General features: G+C 65.4%; 19 protein-coding genes. 5 read left to right on the top strand and 14 right to left on the bottom strand.

The genetic code is table 11. The features are described 5' to 3' along the window. Positions 1 to 64: 64 nt before the first annotated feature. Entirely contained in the window at positions 65 to 922 is an 858-nt protein-coding gene (gene hflC, locus ACZZZM_RS01035) for a protease modulator HflC (protein WP_463593251.1), read from the bottom strand. Continuing rightward, positions 919 to 2,028, bottom strand: a complete 1,110-nt coding sequence (gene hflK, locus ACZZZM_RS01030; RefSeq protein ID WP_463593250.1) for a protease modulator HflK — start codon at positions 2,026 to 2,028, stop codon at positions 919 to 921. The genes hflC and hflK overlap by 4 nt, the downstream gene beginning before the upstream one ends. 72 nt (positions 2,029 to 2,100) lie before the next feature. Between hflK and ACZZZM_RS01025 the strand changes: the two genes are divergently transcribed. Next, a complete protein-coding gene (locus ACZZZM_RS01025; protein ID WP_463593249.1) occupies positions 2,101 to 3,057 on the top strand; it encodes an Mrp/NBP35 family ATP-binding protein in 957 nt (318 codons plus the stop codon). Positions 3,058 to 3,060: 3 nt separating this feature from the next. Beyond that, entirely contained in the window at positions 3,061 to 3,489 is a 429-nt protein-coding gene (locus ACZZZM_RS01020) for a CoA-binding protein (RefSeq protein WP_463593248.1), read from the top strand. Here ACZZZM_RS01020 and ACZZZM_RS01015 read toward each other — a convergent pair. Further along, positions 3,486 to 5,051 (bottom strand): winged helix-turn-helix domain-containing protein, encoded by a 1,566-nt coding sequence (locus ACZZZM_RS01015; protein WP_463593247.1) that lies wholly within the window; start codon positions 5,049 to 5,051, stop codon positions 3,486 to 3,488. The two genes, ACZZZM_RS01020 and ACZZZM_RS01015, sit on opposite strands and share 4 nt — an antisense overlap. Before the next feature lie 163 nt (positions 5,052 to 5,214). Here ACZZZM_RS01015 and ACZZZM_RS01010 point away from each other — a divergent pair, with 163 nt between their 5' ends. Further along, positions 5,215 to 5,508: a UrcA family protein gene (locus ACZZZM_RS01010; protein ID WP_463593246.1), complete on the top strand. Its 294-nt coding sequence runs from the start codon at positions 5,215 to 5,217 to the stop codon at positions 5,506 to 5,508. A gap of 41 nt (positions 5,509 to 5,549) precedes the next feature. On the opposite strand, the gene ACZZZM_RS01005 is transcribed toward ACZZZM_RS01010, so the two are convergent. From ACZZZM_RS01005 to ACZZZM_RS00990, 4 genes are all read right to left on the bottom strand, one after another. Continuing rightward, a complete protein-coding gene (locus ACZZZM_RS01005) occupies positions 5,550 to 6,659 on the bottom strand; it encodes an aminotransferase class V-fold PLP-dependent enzyme (RefSeq protein WP_463593245.1) in 1,110 nt (369 codons plus the stop codon). Continuing rightward, the gene (locus ACZZZM_RS01000) at positions 6,656 to 7,411 is read right to left on the bottom strand and encodes a tryptophan 2,3-dioxygenase (protein WP_463593244.1); all 756 of its coding nucleotides are present in this window, start codon (positions 7,409 to 7,411) and stop codon (positions 6,656 to 6,658) included. Before ACZZZM_RS01000 ends, ACZZZM_RS01005 begins: the two co-directional genes overlap by 4 nt. Before the next feature lie 108 nt (positions 7,412 to 7,519). Next, the gene (dapD, locus tag ACZZZM_RS00995) at positions 7,520 to 8,320 is read right to left on the bottom strand and encodes a 2,3,4,5-tetrahydropyridine-2,6-dicarboxylate N-succinyltransferase (protein WP_463593243.1); all 801 of its coding nucleotides are present in this window, start codon (positions 8,318 to 8,320) and stop codon (positions 7,520 to 7,522) included. Further along, the gene (locus ACZZZM_RS00990; protein ID WP_463593242.1) at positions 8,317 to 8,985 is read right to left on the bottom strand and encodes a pyrimidine 5'-nucleotidase; all 669 of its coding nucleotides are present in this window, start codon (positions 8,983 to 8,985) and stop codon (positions 8,317 to 8,319) included. Before ACZZZM_RS00990 ends, dapD begins: the two co-directional genes overlap by 4 nt. Before the next feature lie 65 nt (positions 8,986 to 9,050). Here ACZZZM_RS00990 and ACZZZM_RS00985 point away from each other — a divergent pair, with 65 nt between their 5' ends. Beyond that, entirely contained in the window at positions 9,051 to 10,043 is a 993-nt protein-coding gene (locus ACZZZM_RS00985; RefSeq protein WP_463593241.1) for an LLM class flavin-dependent oxidoreductase, read from the top strand. 192 nt (positions 10,044 to 10,235) lie between these two features. Here the strand turns inward: ACZZZM_RS00985 and ACZZZM_RS00980 are convergent, their stop codons facing one another. The 5 genes from ACZZZM_RS00980 to ACZZZM_RS00960 form a co-directional block, all read right to left on the bottom strand. Next, on the bottom strand, positions 10,236 to 11,057 hold the full coding sequence (locus ACZZZM_RS00980; protein ID WP_463593240.1) for a hypothetical protein: 822 nt from the start codon (positions 11,055 to 11,057) through the stop codon (positions 10,236 to 10,238). A gap of 38 nt (positions 11,058 to 11,095) precedes the next feature. Continuing rightward, on the bottom strand, positions 11,096 to 11,824 hold the full coding sequence (locus tag ACZZZM_RS00975) for a hypothetical protein (protein ID WP_463593239.1): 729 nt from the start codon (positions 11,822 to 11,824) through the stop codon (positions 11,096 to 11,098). An 83-nt stretch (positions 11,825 to 11,907) separates the two neighbouring features. After that, positions 11,908 to 13,215 carry a sensor histidine kinase gene (locus ACZZZM_RS00970; protein WP_463596355.1) on the bottom strand — a complete coding sequence of 436 codons (1,308 nt, stop codon included), beginning with the start codon at positions 13,213 to 13,215 and terminating at the stop codon, positions 11,908 to 11,910. Positions 13,216 to 13,315: 100 nt separating this feature from the next. Further along, positions 13,316 to 13,978 carry a response regulator transcription factor gene (locus ACZZZM_RS00965; RefSeq protein ID WP_463593238.1) on the bottom strand — a complete coding sequence of 221 codons (663 nt, stop codon included), beginning with the start codon at positions 13,976 to 13,978 and terminating at the stop codon, positions 13,316 to 13,318. A gap of 22 nt (positions 13,979 to 14,000) precedes the next feature. Beyond that, positions 14,001 to 14,264 (bottom strand): hypothetical protein, encoded by a 264-nt coding sequence (locus tag ACZZZM_RS00960; protein WP_463593237.1) that lies wholly within the window; start codon positions 14,262 to 14,264, stop codon positions 14,001 to 14,003. Positions 14,265 to 14,411: 147 nt separating this feature from the next. On the opposite strand from ACZZZM_RS00960, the gene ACZZZM_RS00955 reads away from it, so the two are divergent. Further along, positions 14,412 to 16,187, top strand: a complete 1,776-nt coding sequence (locus tag ACZZZM_RS00955) for an ABC-F family ATP-binding cassette domain-containing protein (protein WP_463593236.1) — start codon at positions 14,412 to 14,414, stop codon at positions 16,185 to 16,187. On the opposite strand, the gene ACZZZM_RS00950 is transcribed toward ACZZZM_RS00955, so the two are convergent. Together ACZZZM_RS00950 and ACZZZM_RS00945 are read right to left on the bottom strand one after the other, a co-directional pair. Next, a complete protein-coding gene (locus ACZZZM_RS00950; RefSeq protein ID WP_463593235.1) occupies positions 16,184 to 17,200 on the bottom strand; it encodes a sensor histidine kinase in 1,017 nt (338 codons plus the stop codon). The two genes, ACZZZM_RS00955 and ACZZZM_RS00950, sit on opposite strands and share 4 nt — an antisense overlap. A gap of 74 nt (positions 17,201 to 17,274) precedes the next feature. Further along, positions 17,275 to 18,084: an ATP-binding protein gene (locus ACZZZM_RS00945; RefSeq protein ID WP_463593234.1), complete on the bottom strand. Its 810-nt coding sequence runs from the start codon at positions 18,082 to 18,084 to the stop codon at positions 17,275 to 17,277. Positions 18,085 to 18,086 lie beyond the last annotated feature (2 nt).

Below are 18,086 nucleotides of genomic sequence, written 5' to 3'. Positions count from 1 at the left end.
CTCGCGCCGATTTCCTGAACGGCGATTGAATATGAACGCTTTGACAGGCTTTTGGCCGCCACGATCAGCGTTGCCCCATGAATTCCTTCAAATAGCTGTTCTGCGGGCTGAGGATGATCGAAGTCTCGCCCTTGTCCGTCGCCGTGTTGAGGAAGGTGGTCCGATACGACTGCATCGCACGATAGAAGTCGTAGAATTGCGGATCCTTGTTGAACGCGGCGGCATAGATTTGCGCGGCCTGCGCCTGGGCGGTGGCGCGGATGATCTGCGCATCCTTCTGGCCCTGGGCACGAATCGTCGCGGCTTCCTGCTGGCGTGCCGTCCGCATCCGTTCGTAAGCGCTGTCGAGCGGCGAACCGGTTGGCAGATCGGCATGCTTGATCCGCACATCGACGATCTCGACGCCATATTGGGTGCCGAAGGTCTGCAGGTTCCGCTGGATATTATCCATCACCGGGCCGCGTTCGGCGCTGAGCAGCGCCGAGAAGGGCTGCTTGCCGAGCTCGTTGCGCAGCGCTGAGCTGAACAGCGGTTGGAGTCGTTCGGTCAGGCGCTCGACCGAGCCGACGGTGATCGCCATCCGCAGCGGGTTGGTCACTCGGAAACGCGCAAAGGCATCGACTTCGATGCGCTGCTGGTCGGTCGACAGCACCGGCTGATTGGGCAGATCGAGCGAAAGCACGCGCTTCTCCACCCACACGACACGATCGACGAACGGGATGTGGAACAGCACGCCCGAGCCCGTCCGGCCAAACTGCTCGCCGGGCTTATAAGCGTTGACCGTCTGATAGGGCTCGTTGAGCCGCAGCACGACGGCCTGGCGAGTCTCGGGCACGATCGAGAACGAGCCGAAGAGCAGCGCGAGCAGGACCACTGCAATCGCGCCGAGCGCGATCGGATTGCGGAAGAGGCGGGCAGTCATCGCGGGGCTCCCTGAGCCGGCTTGTCGGCAGGCGGCTCGGCGCCCTTGCGGGCGAGTCCGGGCAGCGGCAGATAGGGCGTGACGCCCGGTGCCTCAACGATCGTCTTGTTCGTCTTGGCCAACACCTGCTCCATGGTCTCGTAATAGATGCGGCGGCGAGTCACTTCGGGGGCAAGGCGGTATTGCTCGTAGATCTTGTCGAACTCCGCCGCTTCGCCCTGCGCGGCGGCAAGCACCTGCTGGGCATAGGCATTGGCGTTGTTCTTCGCGGCCTGCGCCTGCTGCTGCGCGGCCGTGACCTGCTTGAATTCCTCATCCACTGCCTGGGGAGCAGCGGCCTTCTGGATCGACACGCTCTGGATCGAGATCCCCGAATTATATTCGTCGAGGATCTGCTGCATCAGCGCAATGACTTGGGCCTCGATCTTGGCGCGGCCCGAAGTGATCGTGTCGTTGAGCGTCGCATTGGCGACGACGGCGCGCATCGCGGTTTCTGCCGTATCGCGCACGGTCGCGCCCGGATCCTTGACCTGGAACACATAGTCGGAGGGGCTGCGGACGCGCCACTGCACCTGATAAGCGAGATCGACGATATTCTGGTCACCGGTGAGCATCAGATTCTCGCCGGAGCCGCCGGCCGGGAATTTCTCGTCGCGGATCGCCTGGACGTCGACGGTCTCGACCAGCGACAGCGGCGCCGGCAGCGTGAAGCGCCAGCCCGGCTCGAGCGTGCCCGAGAAGCGTCCGAGCGTCTGGACCACGGCGCGCTGCTGCGGCCCGATCGAATGGATCGAGGTAAACAGCACCCAGGCGAGGATCAGTCCCGCGACGATGAAGCCCCAGAAGCGGGCGCCTTGCGGGACGCCGGGTATTCCCCCGCCGCCACCGCCGCGCCGGGCGCGCTGGAGCAATTCGTCGAGCGTGGTCGCGGCACCGCGGCCGGGGCGCTTGCCGCCGGGCGGAAGCGACCAGGGATTACGCGGACCGCTGCCGTCGCCGTCGCCGCCTTTGCCTCCGCCATTACCGGAGCCGCCGCCCCAGGGACTTTTGGGAGGTTCGTTTTTGAGAGCGCCGGCCCATGATAGCCAGCCCGTAAGGTTCACCATGGAACTACTTATAGGGGTGCCGGCGCGGATTTACAGTGGCACGCGGCATTCTTGTCCCTATCTGGCTCCACAATGAGCGATAGTGAAACGATCCAGGCCGCATTGGGGCCCCTGGCCGCCGGCCGCGCGACTGCCCGGCTGGAGGATGGCCGCGCCAGCATCGTGCTCGATGTGACGGGCCTGAGCGAAGCCGCGCGCGAGGAACTGGAGGCCGATGTCCGGGCCGCCGCGGGCGCGGTCTCCGGGGTCCGCGAAGTGCGCGTGTTGCTCACCAGCGAGCGGCGCACGCGGCGGCTGATCGCAATTGCCAGCGGCAAGGGCGGGGTCGGCAAGTCCACAGTCGCCGCGAATCTCGCGATCGCGCTCAAGAATCGCGGGCGGAACGTCGGGCTGGTCGATGCCGACATCTATGGCCCCTCCCAGCCGCGGCTGATGGGCGTCGAGGGCGTAAAGCCCAAGGCGCGCGAAAAAACCCTGCTCCCGGTCGAGACGCCTTATGGCGTGCCGTTGCTGTCGATGGGCGGGTTGGTTGCCGAGGGCCAGGCAATTGCGTGGCGCGGGCCGATGGCCGGCGGCGCGCTCGGCCAATTGGTCGATGGCGATTGGGGCGAGGCCGAATTGCTGGTGCTCGATCTGCCGCCGGGCACAGGCGACGTGCAGCTGACGATGATCCAGAAGCACAAGCCTGCGGGCGCGGTCATCGTCTCGACGCCCCAGGATCTGGCGCTGATCGACGCCACCCGCGCGATCGATTTGTTCCGCAAGGCCGGCATTCCAATCATCGGGCTTGTCGAGAATATGAGCGGCTATGCCTGTCCGCATTGCGGCGAGATATCCGATCCGTTCGGCAAGGGCGGGGCAGAGGCTGCCGCGGCGGAATTGGAAATCCCGTTCCTCGGCCGTATCCCGCTCGAAATGGCGATCCGCGCCGCCTCCGATGCCGGCACGCCCCCGGCCGCCGGGAACGGGCCGGAAGCGCAGGTGTTTGCAGAACTGGCCGACAAGGTGGATCACTGGCTCAAGAGGTGACGCATGCCGCTGACGCGTGACGAAGACATCAAGGCGCTGCTCGAGGAGACTCGCACGATCGCGATGATCGGCGCCTCGGATCGTCCCGATCGCCCAAGCTATGGTGTGATGGCCTATCTCCAGAGCCGCGGCTATCGCGTCATCCCGGTCAATCCGCAGATCACCGGCGAGCATATTCACGGCGAGTTCGTGTTCCGCGAACTCTCTCAGATCGGCGAGCCGATCGACATGGTCGATATCTTCCGCCGTTCGATCGCGGCAGGCGATGCAGTCGACGAAGCGATCGCGGCGGGCGCCAAATCGGTATGGCTGCAGATCGGCGTGATCAACGAGGAAGCCGCCGCGCGGGCCGAAGCAGCCGGGCTAAAGGTAGTAATGGACCGCTGCCCGAAGATCGACATCCCCCGGCTCGGCGTTGCCAGGGTCGGCTAGGCTTTCTGGTAATCCGGCCGCGTGCCGGATGCCTGCCAATATTGCTGGAGATACAGCTGCTCGGTCAGTTTGCCGAAGCGCGGGTCGCTGCGCATCGCGGCGGTGGACGGAAAGAACAGCAATTGGGTGCGGCGGTTATGCTGGCGGGTGAAGACGCGCTGGTTGGGCTGGAAGCGATTGTCGCCGGTCTGGAAGCCCCGGCCGAAATAATAAGCGTCGGCGATGCGAAAGGCAGTGTCGACATCGCCCAGCGCTGCCGCGAACTGGATGCTGTTCTCGGCATAGCCGGCCCCGCGATGCGCCCAATCGAGCGCAGTGGCGATGGCGGCGTTCACCTGGGCGGGCTCGCGGCTCAGCATCGCCTGGGCGATCTGCTCGATCATCGCGAAATTCTCGTCGGAAAAGCCCGGCGGGCGCTGTTGCACCTTCCTGGACATCGCCAGCGCCTCACCCGCCCGGCCAGTGTACATCAACAAATAGAAATGCGTAAACCACACCGCGAAATGCGAGGGGTAGAGCGAGATCGCGTCGTTCGATGCGCGGTCGGCCTCGTCGAGGCGGTTGGCCGACCATAAGACGACTGCCCGGCTATAAGCCGTGCCCGGATCGTTTCTGCCCTGCTTGTGCAACTGCTCGACCTTGTCCGCCGCTTCGGCGCAGCGTCCGACATTCGAAAAGACACCGGCCAGCCAGGCCAGAGCGGTCTCATTGCTCGGATCCTTCTTCAATATGTCGCGGGCCAGGCGCTCGTCACGCACCCAGGCGCCCAGACGGCGGTCGAGCATCGCGGAGGCGAAGCGCGCATAGGCGTTGCCGGGGTCGAGCTTGAACGCGCGATCGATCGCGGCGCGGGCGCGGGTCTGGTAATCGCTCTCGTTCTCGGGCGCCATGCCACCCGCCGCGCCGGCATAGCTCATCGCAAGCCAGCCCCAGCCATTCGGATAATCCGGCCGCATCTCGGTAGCTCGGCGAAGTAGGCCCATTGCCTGGTTGGCGCCTTCAGTAGTGCCCTGGCGTGTTGCGATCCGCGCCTGATCGAGCAGAGGCGCAATGTCGGAGGGTGGCACCTCGGGGTCCGCCGTGAAATACCCCCATGCCGAGAAGCCGCCGGCGCCGAGAACGGCAAGCCCCGCTCCCGCGAACATCGCCCGGCGATCGAGACGCAGCCGGTGCGATTCGGCCAGCGCTTTCGCCAATGCCGTGGACGGCGGGGTCGGCACGGCCTCACTATCGTCCTGGACCAGCCGGTAGCCGACCTTGGTGATGGTCTCGATGCGAAACGCGCCCCGGCCTATTCCTTCGGCCGAGCGGCGCAGGCGCGAGATGACGCGGTTGATCGCGTCCTCGCCCACCACCCGACCTTCCCAGCATGTGCGGGTGAGATCGTCGCGGCTGAGGATCGCACCGTCGGCACGGGCAAGCGCGACGAGCACCTGCATCACGCGCGGCTCGACCACTTCCTCCACTCCGTCGTCGCGGACGATCTGGCGCAGCGCCGGGCGTACCTCCAGCGCTCCCAGGCGGAACGGTGCCTCATGGGCAAGGTCGATACGGCTCTGCACCCGCCCTCCATCCAGGCAAGCGCCCCGGCAAATCAAGACTATCGGCGAATCATCGGCATTTCATCAGGTGATCGTCAGATGGTCATCCTCCCGCGACCAAGGCGGCAATGCGAATTCCTGGGGACGCCGGAAGACCCCCTGCCGGCCCCACAGGAGAAGTCATATGCGCAGGTTCCTTTCCCCGATCGCCACTGCGGCCATGCTGGTTGCCGCACCTGCATTCGCCGGCGATCAAAAGCGCACCGTCACCATCAGCCGCGCCGATCTCGATCTGTCGAGCGCTACGGGCCGCGCCAAATTCGATCGCCGCATCGCCCATGCAACGGAGCGTGTCTGCGGGTACTATGCAGGCGCCCGGTTCGACCAAATCATCGAGATCGAAAAATGCCGCGCTGAAGTCCGACGGAGTGTTGCGGCGCAACTCACGCGCAGCGCTCAGCAGGTCGCGGCGCGCTAACGGGGCACCAACTCGACCGGGCACGTCGCGCCCGGTCGCTTTTATCGCAAGTCCCGCAGCGCTTCGATCAGGCGGGCTACGTCGCGCGCATCCTGATATAGCCCGAGGCCGATCCTCAGCACGTCGCCGCGAACATCGGTGATGATGTCCTGAGCTTCGAGTTCGGCCTTCCAGCTTTGGGCATGGGAGGAGCGCAGCGCTACGAAGCGGGCGTGCGAGCCAGGGTTGAGCAGATCGGCCTCCAGCGGGAGATCGGCCAGCAATTGTGCGCGAAGGCCATCCACATACGCAGCGATCCCGCCCGTGCTCAGCCCTTCGTCCGCCAGCATGTCGCGCACTGCCACGAAGCGGTAGATGCCCGAAGGATCGAAGGTCGAGCCCATGTAGCGCCGCGCGTCCGGCGCGTAGCCGATCGTGCCGGGCGCTGCCGAGAGATCGTCGAACTCTGCATACCAACCGGTAATTTCGGGGCGCGCGCCAAAGCCCGGAGGCGCATGCAGGAACGCCGAACCTTCGCCTGCCATCGCATATTTGTAGCCCCCGGCGAGGTAGAAGATGCGCTCGGCAACCGCGGACAGGTCGGTCTCCATCGCCATGAAGCCGTGATAGCCGTCCACCACCACCCATGGCCCCTCGGGGCGGGAGAGCGCAGCGAGATCGGCGATACCGTCGAAGACATGGCCGGTGCCGAACTGGACATGGCTGACGAAGACCAGATCATGTTCGCCCGATCGCGCACGTTCGACGATGCGCTCCAGCGGCACGCGTTCGACAATGGCTGTGCCCGCTTCCTCCCAGCGTTCGGATTGGCGGCGGAAACTATGGAATTCGCCATTGCTGGTCAGGATGCACAACGGGCGCTTCGGCAGCGCCGAGACGATGCGGAGCAGCAAATCATGCGTGTTGGGCGCGAAGACGATGGTGCCGGGGTCGGGCAGCTTGAGCTCGGTCGCGACATGGACCTGCGCGGCTGGCCAGATATCCCCCATCACCCGCTCCCATTTGCGGTCCGCCAGCCGGACGGCATCGTCCCAGGCGGCGAGCTGGCCGACATAGGACGCGTCGGGCCAGAGATGGTGCGAATGCGCGGCGAAATGGAGGCGCTCGGGCGCGGCGGCAAGCGCGCGCTGGAAAAGGTGCTTGTAGCTCACAATTGGGTGCGGAGCGACCAGAGCTCGGGAAAGGCGCGTTTCGACAGCGTCGATTCGAGATAGGGCACGCCCGCGGTGCCGCCGGTGCCCATCTTCATGCCGATGACGCGGCTGACGGTGATGACATGCTTGTGCCGCCACGTGGCGAGCGCGTCGTCCACATCGACCAGCTTTTCGGCCAGCTGATAGAGCTCCCAATAGCGATCGGTGTCGCGGTAGATCTGCGCCCAAGCGTCTTCCACCGCCTTGCTCGGCTGATAAGGCTGCGCCCAGTCGCGCTCGACGGGCAGCGCAAAGTCGGCGCGGGCGAGCGCGGCATTGGCCTCATCCCACAGGCTCGGCTCGGCAAGCGCCGCATCGGTGAGCGGCCCGGGCACGCCACCGCCGCGCACCCCCAGCAGCGTCTCGACGGCGCGGAACTGATCCGATTGGAAGCCCGACGATGTGCCGAGGACTTCGCGGAAGCGCGTATAATCGGACGGCGTCATTGTCGCGAGCACGTCCCAGCTCAAAGTCATCACCGCCTGGATACGGCTGACGCGCGCGAGCGATTTATACGCCTCCACCGGCTTGTCGCCGCGGACCAGACGGATCGCTTGGCGCACTTCCACTAGCATCTGCTTGAGCCACAGCTCCTTCGTCTGGTGGATGATGATGAACAGCAATTCGTCATCGCGCTCCGAAATCGGGTGCTGGGCATCGAGCAGCCGGTCGAGCGCGAGATAGCGGCCATAGGTCATCGGTTCGGTCATGCGGATACCATCCCACTTTCGGCTTCCCCGCGAAAGCGGGGATCCCGCTTCTTCTTCGTTTTCCGCCAAGAAGAAGCGGGCCCCCGCTTTCGCGGGGGTGACGGAGGTCTAGTCCCTCAGCAGCTCGTTGATCCCGGTCTTGCTGCGCGTCTGGGCATCAACGGTCTTGACGATGACCGCGCAATACAGCCCCGGCCCGCCATCCCTGCCGGGAAGCGTGCCGGGCACGACCACCGAATATGGCGGGACGAAACCGCGATGCACTTCGCCGGTTGCGCGATCGACGATCTTGGTCGAGGCGCCGAGATAGACGCCCATCGACAGCACTGCGCCTTTGCCGACGCGGACGCCTTCCGCCACTTCCGCGCGCGCGCCGATGAACGCGCCGTCGCCGATGATCACCGGATCGGCCTGGAGCGGCTCGAGCACCCCGCCTATGCCGACGCCGCCCGACAGATGAACGTTCTTGCCAATCTGCGCGCAGCTGCCGACCGTCGCCCAGCCATCGACCATCGATCCTTCGCCGACATAGGCGCCGATGTTTACGAAGCTCGGCATCAGCACGACGCCCTTCGAGATGTGCGCGCCGTGGCGAACGATGCTGCCGGGGACCTGGCGGAAGCCGGCTTCGCGGAAGCGGGCATCATCCCAGCCCGCGGTCTTGAGCGGCACCTTGTCGAACCCGCCCGGCATGACGCTGTTGTCGTTCAGGCGGAAGCTCAGCAGCACGGCTTTTTTGAGCCATTGATTGACTTGCCAGCCATCCGCCACCGGCTCCGCGACGCGCGCCTGTCCGCTGTCGAGCAGGTTTAGCGCCTCGTTCACTGCATCCCGGACCTCGCCCTGCGTGGCCGTGCTTAGGCCAGCGCGGGCCTCCCAGGCCGCGTCGATTGTCACTTCAAGAGTCACGCTTGGTCCTCCAGGATTTCGTGGAGCCAGGCTCCGAGATCGGTGATGGTGTAATCGATGAAGCTGCGGTCCGCGTCGCCGGTTTGCTCCGAGCCATTGTCGATCCACACCGTGGTCATGCCGATCGCCTTGGCGGGCTTCAGATTGCGTGCCATGTCCTCGACGAACAGCGAGCGCCTGGGATCGAGATCATAGGCCGCGAGGAGACCGGCATAGGCCGCGGGATCGGGCTTGGGGCGGTATTCGGTGGTGTGGATATCGTGGATCGCTTCGAACGTATCGGTCATGCCCAGCCGCTCGAGAACGCGGGCTGCATAGGGCGCATCGGCGTTGGTGAAGATCAGCTTGCGGCCGGGCAGGCGGACCAGTGCCTCGGTAAGCGCGAGATCGGCTTGGATGCCGCTCATATCCACCTGATGCACATCGTGCAGATAATGATGCGGGTCGATATCATGCTCGGTCATCAGCCCGTTGAGCGTCGTGCCGTGGCTGTGGAAATAGCCCTTCTGGATGCGGTGCGCTTCCTCCGGGCCGCAATCGAGCAGCGTCTGGACATATTGACCGATCTTGGCATCGATCTGCGACCAGAGATCGCCGCTCGCCGGATAGAGCGTGTTGTCGAGATCGAAGATCCAATTGTCGATATGCGATAGCGCGGCTTTCATGGGCGCGCGGTAAGGTTTGCGGCGCGGGGTGGCAAGGGCGGCGGGCGCACCCCATCTGCTGGTCCATGACTGCATATTCGCTGCTCGACCTCGTTCCGATCATTCAGGGCGGGAACGCCTCCCAGGCATTCGCCAACGCCGCCGATCTGGCCCGCCATGCCGAGGCGCAGGGCTATACCCGCTATTGGGTCGCCGAGCATCACGGGATGGAGGGGATCGCCAGTGCGGCAACCGCCGTGGTGATCGGCCATGTCGGCGCGGCGACCTCTACGATCCGCGTCGGCGCGGGCGGAATCATGCTGCCCAACCATGCGCCGCTCCAGATCGCCGAGCAGTTCGGCACCCTGGATGCACTGTTTCCCGGGCGCGTGGATCTGGGCCTCGGTCGCGCGCCGGGATCGGACCAGAAGGTGGCGCAGGCGATTCGGCGGACGCTCGAGACCGATGCCAATGCCTTCCCGCAGGACGTGATGGAGCTACAGAGCTACTTCGCAGACGATGGCCGCACGGGCATCCGCGCGACGCCGGGCGCGGGCGCGGACGTCAAGCTGTGGATCCTGGGTTCGAGCACCTTCGGCGCGCAACTCGCGGCGGCGCTCGGCCTGCCTTATGCCTTTGCCTCGCACTTTGCGCCGGGTCTGATGATGGAGGCGGCGGACGTGTATCGCCGCAATTTCCGTCCGTCCGAATTCCTCGACAAACCGCATCTGATGCTCGGCTTCAATGTGTTCGCCGCCGACACCGACGAGGAAGCCGAATTGCTGGCTTCCTCGCAGCAACAGGCGTTCGTCGCGATCCGCACCACCGGGCGCGGCATCCAGATGCCGCCGCCGGTCGCCGGTTATCGCGAAAGCCTGGGCCGGCAGGGCATGGCGATGCTCGATCAGGTCCTGTCGGCCAGCGCGATCGGCGGCCCCGACAAGATCAAGCGCGAGATCGCGGCGTTCGTCGAAAAAACGGGCGCGAACGAGCTTATGATCTCCAGCGCGATGTTCGATCATGATGCGCGCAAGAAGAGTCTGACGATCGCCGCAGAGGCAGTGCGCTCGCTCGGATAACTCCCATTTGCCCTTCAAGTATCATGAAGGTCGATGACGCGCTTTACGCTTGCAATGTAGGATTTGGTTTGCTTGGCCCAGGCGGCTGGTGCTGCCGGCCTGCTCTTTGAATCCGTCGATGCGATGCACTTGTGGCGGCAACTTTCGGCCGCCTTGGTCAGTGCGAACATTGGGAAGATTCGCGCTCGACGGTCAGGGTTTTAAGGCGCAGCGAAGCGCGGGTTCCAGCATCGGCACATGATTGCGGCCGACCAGAACGAACACCTTCTCGCCCTTCGATGCGGCATGGACGAAGCGGCGCATCATGTGCGCGTTGCGGAAGCTGCTATCGGCCGCATTTATCGCGGTCAGGAAACCGGCTTGCGGGTCGCGCGCGATCGGCGAGAACCAGTCACCGGGCAGTGTGCGCCAATCGCGGCCAGGCCATTCGCGCTCCGCCGCCGCGGAGAGACCGGCAAGATCCGCGATGCTGGTCTGCAATCCGGCCTTGGCGATGAGTGGCGCAGCCTTGGCGAGCAGAGCGGTCACCGCCGCATCGAGCGCTTCGCCCGATCTGCCTTCGCGGTCACGCAGCCGTGCAGTTTCGCGCAGCAGGAAGAACAGCATGATCCGATCATCGCTGAAGCCGGTGCGAAGGCCGGCGAGCTGCTCGACCGGGCCGGGTTCGAGCGATGCAGCCGGGACCCCGGCGGCCTTGGCGAGAAAGCGGACATAGCCCGATTCGCCCATGGTGCTGATTGCGGCATCGGCAGTTTCGGCAGTGCCCCGGTCGGGCCCCTCGAAGAACACGCGGCTGGGTTTCGTCGCGGCGAACGCCGATGCGATGCGCGCGAATTGCGGGTGGGCGGGATCGCGCAGATGCTCAGCGCCGATCAGCGTGAGCGACCCCTCGCCAGGCGCTGCCAGCGTTAGGTCCCACTTCTGGTCGGGCGCGGGCTTCCAGTCGGCATAAGCGAGCAGACGCGCCTCGCAGGGCACATTCTGAGTGGCAAGGGCAAGTAGCAGGGTCAGCATGGGAGTGTATTATATAAATAATACACAATTGCGCAAGCCTATGTGCGGACCCACTTGCCGGCGGCGTCGCGCCTCACAAGCGTGAAGGAACCCGCATCGATCACCGGGCTTTCCTGGCCCAACTGGAAGAACCACGCGGTCCCCTGGGCGACACGCCAGAAGGTCTGCGAGCCTTCGTCGAGGCCAAGTTCGCCGCATGCCGATCGGATGCCGTCGGCGGGCGGGGCAGGCACTTCGTCGACGACCAGCGCATCGGTGGGCCAGCCCTCCATCTTGGCGGGGCGGAGTTGGCAGCGGGCGCGCTCGGCAGGATCTTCGATCAGGCGGCGCGCCTCGGCGAGGATCGCTGCGTTGGCATCGTCGCCGCCCAGCATCTGGACGATGGTCTCGGGCTTTTCCTGCGGGCCATAGGGCGTGTCGACCAAGTCGAAGCTCGCCATGCGCGCGCCGGGGACGAATTCGACCTTCGCCGTTCCGCCCTTGCACTGCGCAGCGCGGTAGAGCAGCGCGCCTTCGAGAACCTTTGCCTCGCTGACCCGCCAGAAACAGTCTTCGGGGGCGGGCTGCGCGCCGGGCGACGAGAGCAGCAGCGCGGCGGCTTCGGCTTCGCACAGGCCGGTGATGGGAAGCGGCGCCACGCTTTTGGGGCATTCCCGCACCGCTGCAGTCGCATTGGCCGGGGCCGACAAATTGTCCGCAGCCTTGTCGCCGCATGCCGAAAGCGCGGCGAGCGCGAAAGCCGAGCCCAGGATCGTGCGAACTATCATGCGTGCCCCCTTGATCCGGCAGGGAAACCCGCCGGCTACGCAGTGGTCGCAGCTTTCTCAGCGGCGTACAACCGCCCGATGCCTCAGGAAGCGGCGGGCAGCCTCAACCGCACGAGGAGGCCGCCCAGATCCTCGCTCTCTTCCAGGCTGACCGTACCGTCGTAAATCTCGGCGACGTCGCGAACGATGGCGAGGCCGAGGCCGGTGCCGGGCTTGCCGCTATCGAGGCGTACACCGCGGTCGAAGATGCGGATGCGGTCGGCCTCGGGAATGCCCTTGCCGTCGTCCTCGACCATGATTTCGACGAACCCGGCTTGAATCCCTGCGGTAATGAAGACGCTGCCGCCACCATATTTCGCGGCATTCTCGACCAGATTGCCGAGCAGATCGTCGAGATCCTGGCGCTCGATATGCGCGACCAGGTCCTTGGAGCCGTCCACGTCGATCCGGACCTGCGGATACAATCGGGCGACGGCGCGCTCGACCGCTTCGATTGAGGGCCAGACCGCAGCGCGGCTATGCGCGCTGCCGCGGCGGCCGACGGCGCGGGCGCGAGCCAAGTGGTGATCGATCTGGCGGCGCATCGTCCGCGCCTCGCGGATCACGGCGGGCGCCAGGTCGGCCTGGCCGGCGGCGGCGGCGTTCATGATCACGCTCAAGGGAGTCTTGAGGGCATGGGCGAGGTTGCCCGCATGGCGGCGCGCTTCCTCGGCCTGGCGGTCGTTATGCTCGACCAATGCATTCAATTCCTCGACCATCGGCGCGACTTCGGCAGGCATCGGCTTCTCGATCCGCGCCGACTGGCCGGCGCGCAATCGGGCGATCTCGGATCGGACGCGGCGCAGTGGCAACAGACCATACCAGGTCTGCAGCCCGACCATCACCATCAGGCCGAACCCGAGCAGCAGGAAGCTGCGCACCAGCGTGGTCCGAAGCGTAGTGATCTGGGTATCGAGCGTCTCGCGGCTTTGCGCGACCTGAAAGCGCCAGCGGACGTCTGAGCCGGGCAGCTTGGCGTCGCGCTCGGCGATGCGGAGCAGCTGACCGGGAATCTCGCGGCTCTCATAGACGTGGACGTCGTTGTCGCGGTGCAGGTTGTCGGTGCGCAGATTGCGGTTGAACAGCGATCGCGAAATATAGGCTTCGTGGCCCTTGCCGCTGACCTGCCAATAGGCGCCGGAATTATATTCGAGGAAGCGCTGGTCGGCGAGTTCGCGATTGTTGATCACTTCGCCGTTGGAATCGATCTCCGCGGTAAAGATCATCGCCTTGAGCAGATAATCGAGCTGATCGTCGAAATTGCGCGTGACGGTGGTCACCAGCACGCGATCGAGCGCATAGCCTCCGCCGACGAGCAGCAGCATGATCCAGGCGATCGCGACGAGCAGCATGCGCCGGCTGACCGAGCCGGTGGCGCGGACATAGGTTCGCGGGCGTGGCTCGGCGGAGACCGCGTCGTTGGTGTCTTCCTGATGACCCGCGTGCACTGCCTTAGGAAGGCTCGTCCAGGCTGTAGCCCAGGCCGCGGATGGTGGTGATGATTTCGGCGCCGAGCTTCTTGCGGATGCGCGTCACGAACACTTCGATCGTGTTCGAATCGCGATCGAAATCCTGATCGTAGATATGATCGATCAGCTCGGTGCGGCTGACAACCTTGCCCTTGTGGTGGAGCAGGTAGCTGAGGAGCTTATATTCCTGCGCGGTCAGCTTCACAGGCTCGCCCGCCTTGGTGACCTTGCCCGAGCGCGTGTCGAGGCGGATGTCGCCCGCGGTCAGCTCGGCCGAGGCATTGCCCGAAGAACGACGGATCAGCGCGCGGAGGCGGGCGATCAACTCTTCGGTCTGGAAGGGCTTGGCGACATAATCGTCGGCACCGGCGTCGAGCCCGGCGACCTTGTCCGACCAGCTGTCGCGCGCAGTGAGGACAAGGACGGGAGTGGCCTTGCCTTCCTTGCGCCAGCGATCGAGCACGGTCAGCCCGTCGATCTCGGGCAGGCCGAGATCGAGGATGATCGCGTCATATTGCTCGTTCGAGCCGAGATAGAGGCCTTCCTCGCCATCGGTGGCGAGATCGACGGCATAGCCCGCGCCCTCAAGCGCGTTCTTGAGCTGCTGGCCGAGCGTGGGTTCGTCCTCGACGATCAATAGACGCATGATTTCTGTCCCCTCCAGCGGCTCAATTGCCGGCGCGACGCACGATGTTGCCGGTGCGGCCATCGACGTCCACCCAGATCACCGATCCATTGCGCAGGAATTTGAGCGTGTAAACGTCCGACGATGGATCGTAATCGAATCCGAGATATTGCGCGCCCGGCATCCGCGGGATTACGCGGCGCTCGATTTCGCGGACCGAGATGGTCGGTCCCTGGCCGCGGCGCTTGCCCTGGCTGTCCTGTGCCGCGCTGGCTGGCGGCGACGCAAATGCGGCTACGGGCAGCATAATCGCCGCCGCGCACGCGCAGAAAACCGTTTTCGCCAGCATCTTCATGCATCTGCCATGGGGTTGGCGCATTGAATAGCCCCTGAACGGGCACGACAGGCGCGTGTCAGGTTGCGGCTGGGCGGTGTCGCCACTAGGTGCCCGCGCATGGCTGCACCCGTTCTCGCGTATGAAGGTCTCGGACTCGTCCAGGGACATGGCTGGCTGTTCCGCGGCCTGGATCTCTATATCGGCGCGCGCGACCGGCTGGCGCTGATCGGCCGCAACGGCGCGGGCAAGTCGACGCTGCTGCGGCTGATCGCGGGGCGGATCGATTCGGACGAGGGCCGGCGGGTGATCCAGCCCGGCACCAATGTCGTGATCCTCGAGCAGGATCCGCGCGTCGAAGGGTTCGCGACCCTGCTTGATTTCACGCTAGGCGGGGAAGACGCGCCGCAGCGTTACGAAGTCGAGGCGATTGCGGGGCAGCTTGGCGTCGATCTGGGCCGCGAGGCGGCGACGGCTTCGGGGGGCGAGCGGCGTCGTGCTGCTATCGCTCGCGCCTTGGCGCAGAACCCAGACGTGTTGCTGATGGACGAGCCGACCAACCATCTCGACATCGCGGCGATCGATTGGCTCGAGAATTGGCTCGGCCGCTTCACGGGCGCATTCGTCGCGATCAGCCATGATCGCACGTTCCTGACGCGCCTGACGCGGCAGACCCTTTGGCTCGATCGCGGGGCAATCCGGCGTGCCGAGGTCGGTTTCGGAGGCTTCGAGGCCTGGACCGAGCAGGTCTATGCTGAGGAAGAGCGCAACGCGCAGAAGCTCGATGCCAAGCTCAAGATCGAGGAGCATTGGCTGCTTCGCGGCGTGACCGGGCGGCGGCGGCGCAACATGGGCCGGCTGACCAAGCTCCACGAGATGCGCGCCGAACGCGCGGCGATGATCGGGCCGGCCGGCGCGGCCAAGCTGGCGATCGGATCGGACGGCGCGCAGACCAAGGTGGTGATCGACGTCAAGGGCGTGACCAAGCGCTTTGGCGAACGCACGATCATCAAGGATCTGACGCTGCGGGTCACCAAGGGCGATCGCATCGGCATCGTCGGTGCCAACGGCGCGGGCAAGACGACCTTGCTTAAGCTGCTGACCGGCGAACTGGCCCCCGATGAAGGGCATATCCGCCTCGCCAAGACACTCGACAAGGTGTTCATCGACCAGCAGCGCAGCCTGATGGATCCCGAAAAGACTGTTCGCGATGTGCTCACGCAAGGCGGCGAATGGATCGAAGTGCTGGGCGTGCGCAAGCACATCCACGGCTATCTGAAGGAGTTCCTGTTCGAGCCTTCGCTAGCCGATGCCAAGATCGGCACACTATCGGGCGGCGAGCGCTCGCGCCTCTTGCTTGCACGTGAGTTCGCGCGTCCTTCCAATCTGCTGGTGCTCGACGAGCCGACCAACGATCTCGATCTCGAGACGCTCGATCTCCTCCAGGAAGTCATCGCCGATTATGACGGCACGGTGCTGATCGTAAGCCACGATCGCGACTTTCTCGACCGGACGGTGACAGTGACCCTCGGGCTGGACGGCTCGGGCACGGTCGATGTCGTGGCCGGCGGCTATGCCGATTGGGAAGCGAAGCGTAAGCCAAGAGGCGAAGCGAAGAAGATGTCCGTGGCCAAGCCTGCGGCCGACGCGCCGAAGGTCCGGACCAAGCTCAGCTACAAGGATCAGCGCGACTATGATCTGCTACCCAAGCGGGTCGAGGAGATCGAGGCGCAGATCGTCCGTGACGAAGCCGCGATGGCAGATCCGGCGCTCTATACGCGCGACCCCAAGCGCTTTCAGGCGCTGAGCGACGGCATCGCCAAGCTGCGCGACGAGAAGGAAGCCGCGGAAATGCGCTGGCTCGAGCTCGCCGAGATGGTCGAGGGATTGGGCTAGGCTTCGAACTTCACCGTCACCGAAGTTCCCGCAGGCGAGCTGTCGGTCGTCACCACGCCCTGGGCCTGGCGGGCGAAAGCATCGACTAGGCGTTGGCCGAGCCCGCCGTCGCGGCTCTTCTCCCTTGGCGCCACAGACATGCCGGCGCCGTTGTCGCGCACCGTAAGCAGCCAACCGATTTCCGCCCGTTCGAAGCGGACGCTGATATGGCCCTCGTCACGGCCGGGAAAGGCATGCTTGACTGCGTTGGTCACGAGCTCGTTGACGACCAGGCCGATCGAAACCGCGCGGTCGCGAGGGATCGCGGCATGGTCCGAATGGCAATCGAGCGTAATCGCGCCGCGGAGGAACAGAGCGTCCGAGAGCGCCGAGCAAAGCTCGTGGAGATAGGCCGCCATATCGACGCTTCCGGGCGACGTGCCACTGCCGCGATAAAGGTGGCGGTGCGCGCGGGCGATGCTCTCGACGCGAGATAGCGCCGCACCCAATGCCTCAGCGGTTGCGCCTTCGCCGGCACGGCGGCGCTGCATGTCGAGCAGGCTTGCGACGAGCGTGAAGTTGTTCTTCACGCGGTGATCGAATTCCTCGAGGAACAGGTCGCGATCCGCGACTTCGCGATCGCGCTCGGCGGCCGCACGGCGCACCGAGCGGCGGAACATCTCCGCCAGTGCTACGGTAAAGACGCACGAGACGATCACCGACGCCATCGTCACCGCCTGGGCCGACGTCTCGAAGCGAAACGAGTTCTTGATCGGGAAGAGATAATACCAGCCATAGAGGATGGACACCGCCGCCGCCGTCGCTCCTGCCAACCAGCGCGCGAACAAGGTGGCTACCATCGCGGCGGGGAAGACCAGCGCGAAGATCGCCGCGCCTGGCACGACCGTGTCCATGACAAAGCGAACGATCGCGGCGCAGGCGGTTGCGAGCAGGCCGACGCCGATCGACGTCACCCAGCGCGGAATGGTCGGCGCGAGCCGGTCCGGTAGATCGAGTTCTGCTATTCGCCCCATGGAATGGGCAGGTGAGACGGAGGCAGGGCGGCGAGTCAAGACAATGCGGCGTTAAGTTGATGGGGATCAAGCAATCAGAGCGACTTGCCCGAGCGGCCCGCGAGATCGACGACATATTGCCAGGCGACGCGGCCCGAGCGGCTGCCGCGCCGGGTCGCCCAGCCGATCGCCTCGGCCGGATCCATGGCGAGGCCGTGGGCAGCCGCATAGCCGCGGACGATGTCCAGATAGGTGTCCTGGTCGATCGCGTGGAAGCCGAGGCTGAGCCCGAAGCGATCCGCAAGGGCGAGGCTGTCGTCGACGCTGTCGCGGGAATTGATCGCGCTGGCCTGCTCGGCAATGTCGCGCGGAATCAGGTGGCGGCGGTTAGAGGTGACGACCAGCCGGGCATTTGCGGGCCGCGCCTCTGCGCCGCCTTCGAGCAGCGAGCGCAACGCGCGAGCGTCGCCAGCAGCGTCGAAGCCGAGATCGTCGAGGAAGATTGCGAAGGGACGCCCGACAGAAGCGAGGGATGCGAACAGCTGCGGCAGCGTGTCGAGATGATGCGTTGCAGCTTCCACCAAAGCAAGGTCCGCGCCGTCGGCCTGGACCGCAGCCACGGCACTCTTGACCAGCGCCGACTTGCCTGTGCCGCGTGCCCCCCAGAGCAATACGTCCTGCGCGGCATGGCCGGCGGCGAGGCGACGGAGATTGGCAAGCAGCGCGTCCCGCTGGGCGTCGAGGCCCTGAAGGACTCCGAGCGGCAGCGGGGCGAAGGCACGGGCGGGGGTGAGGGCGTCGCCGCGCCAGACATAAGCCGGGTGTGCACGGAGGTCGGCTAGCGAGGCGGGGGGTGGTGAGAGCCGTTCGAGCGCGTCGGCGATCCGGGCAAGGGGGTCGGTCATCG

The organism is Sphingomonas sp. AC522 (genome assembly GCF_979258125.1).
The sequence above is the reverse complement of the archived record's forward strand: the minus strand, read 5'-3'. Positions and strand labels throughout refer to the sequence as shown.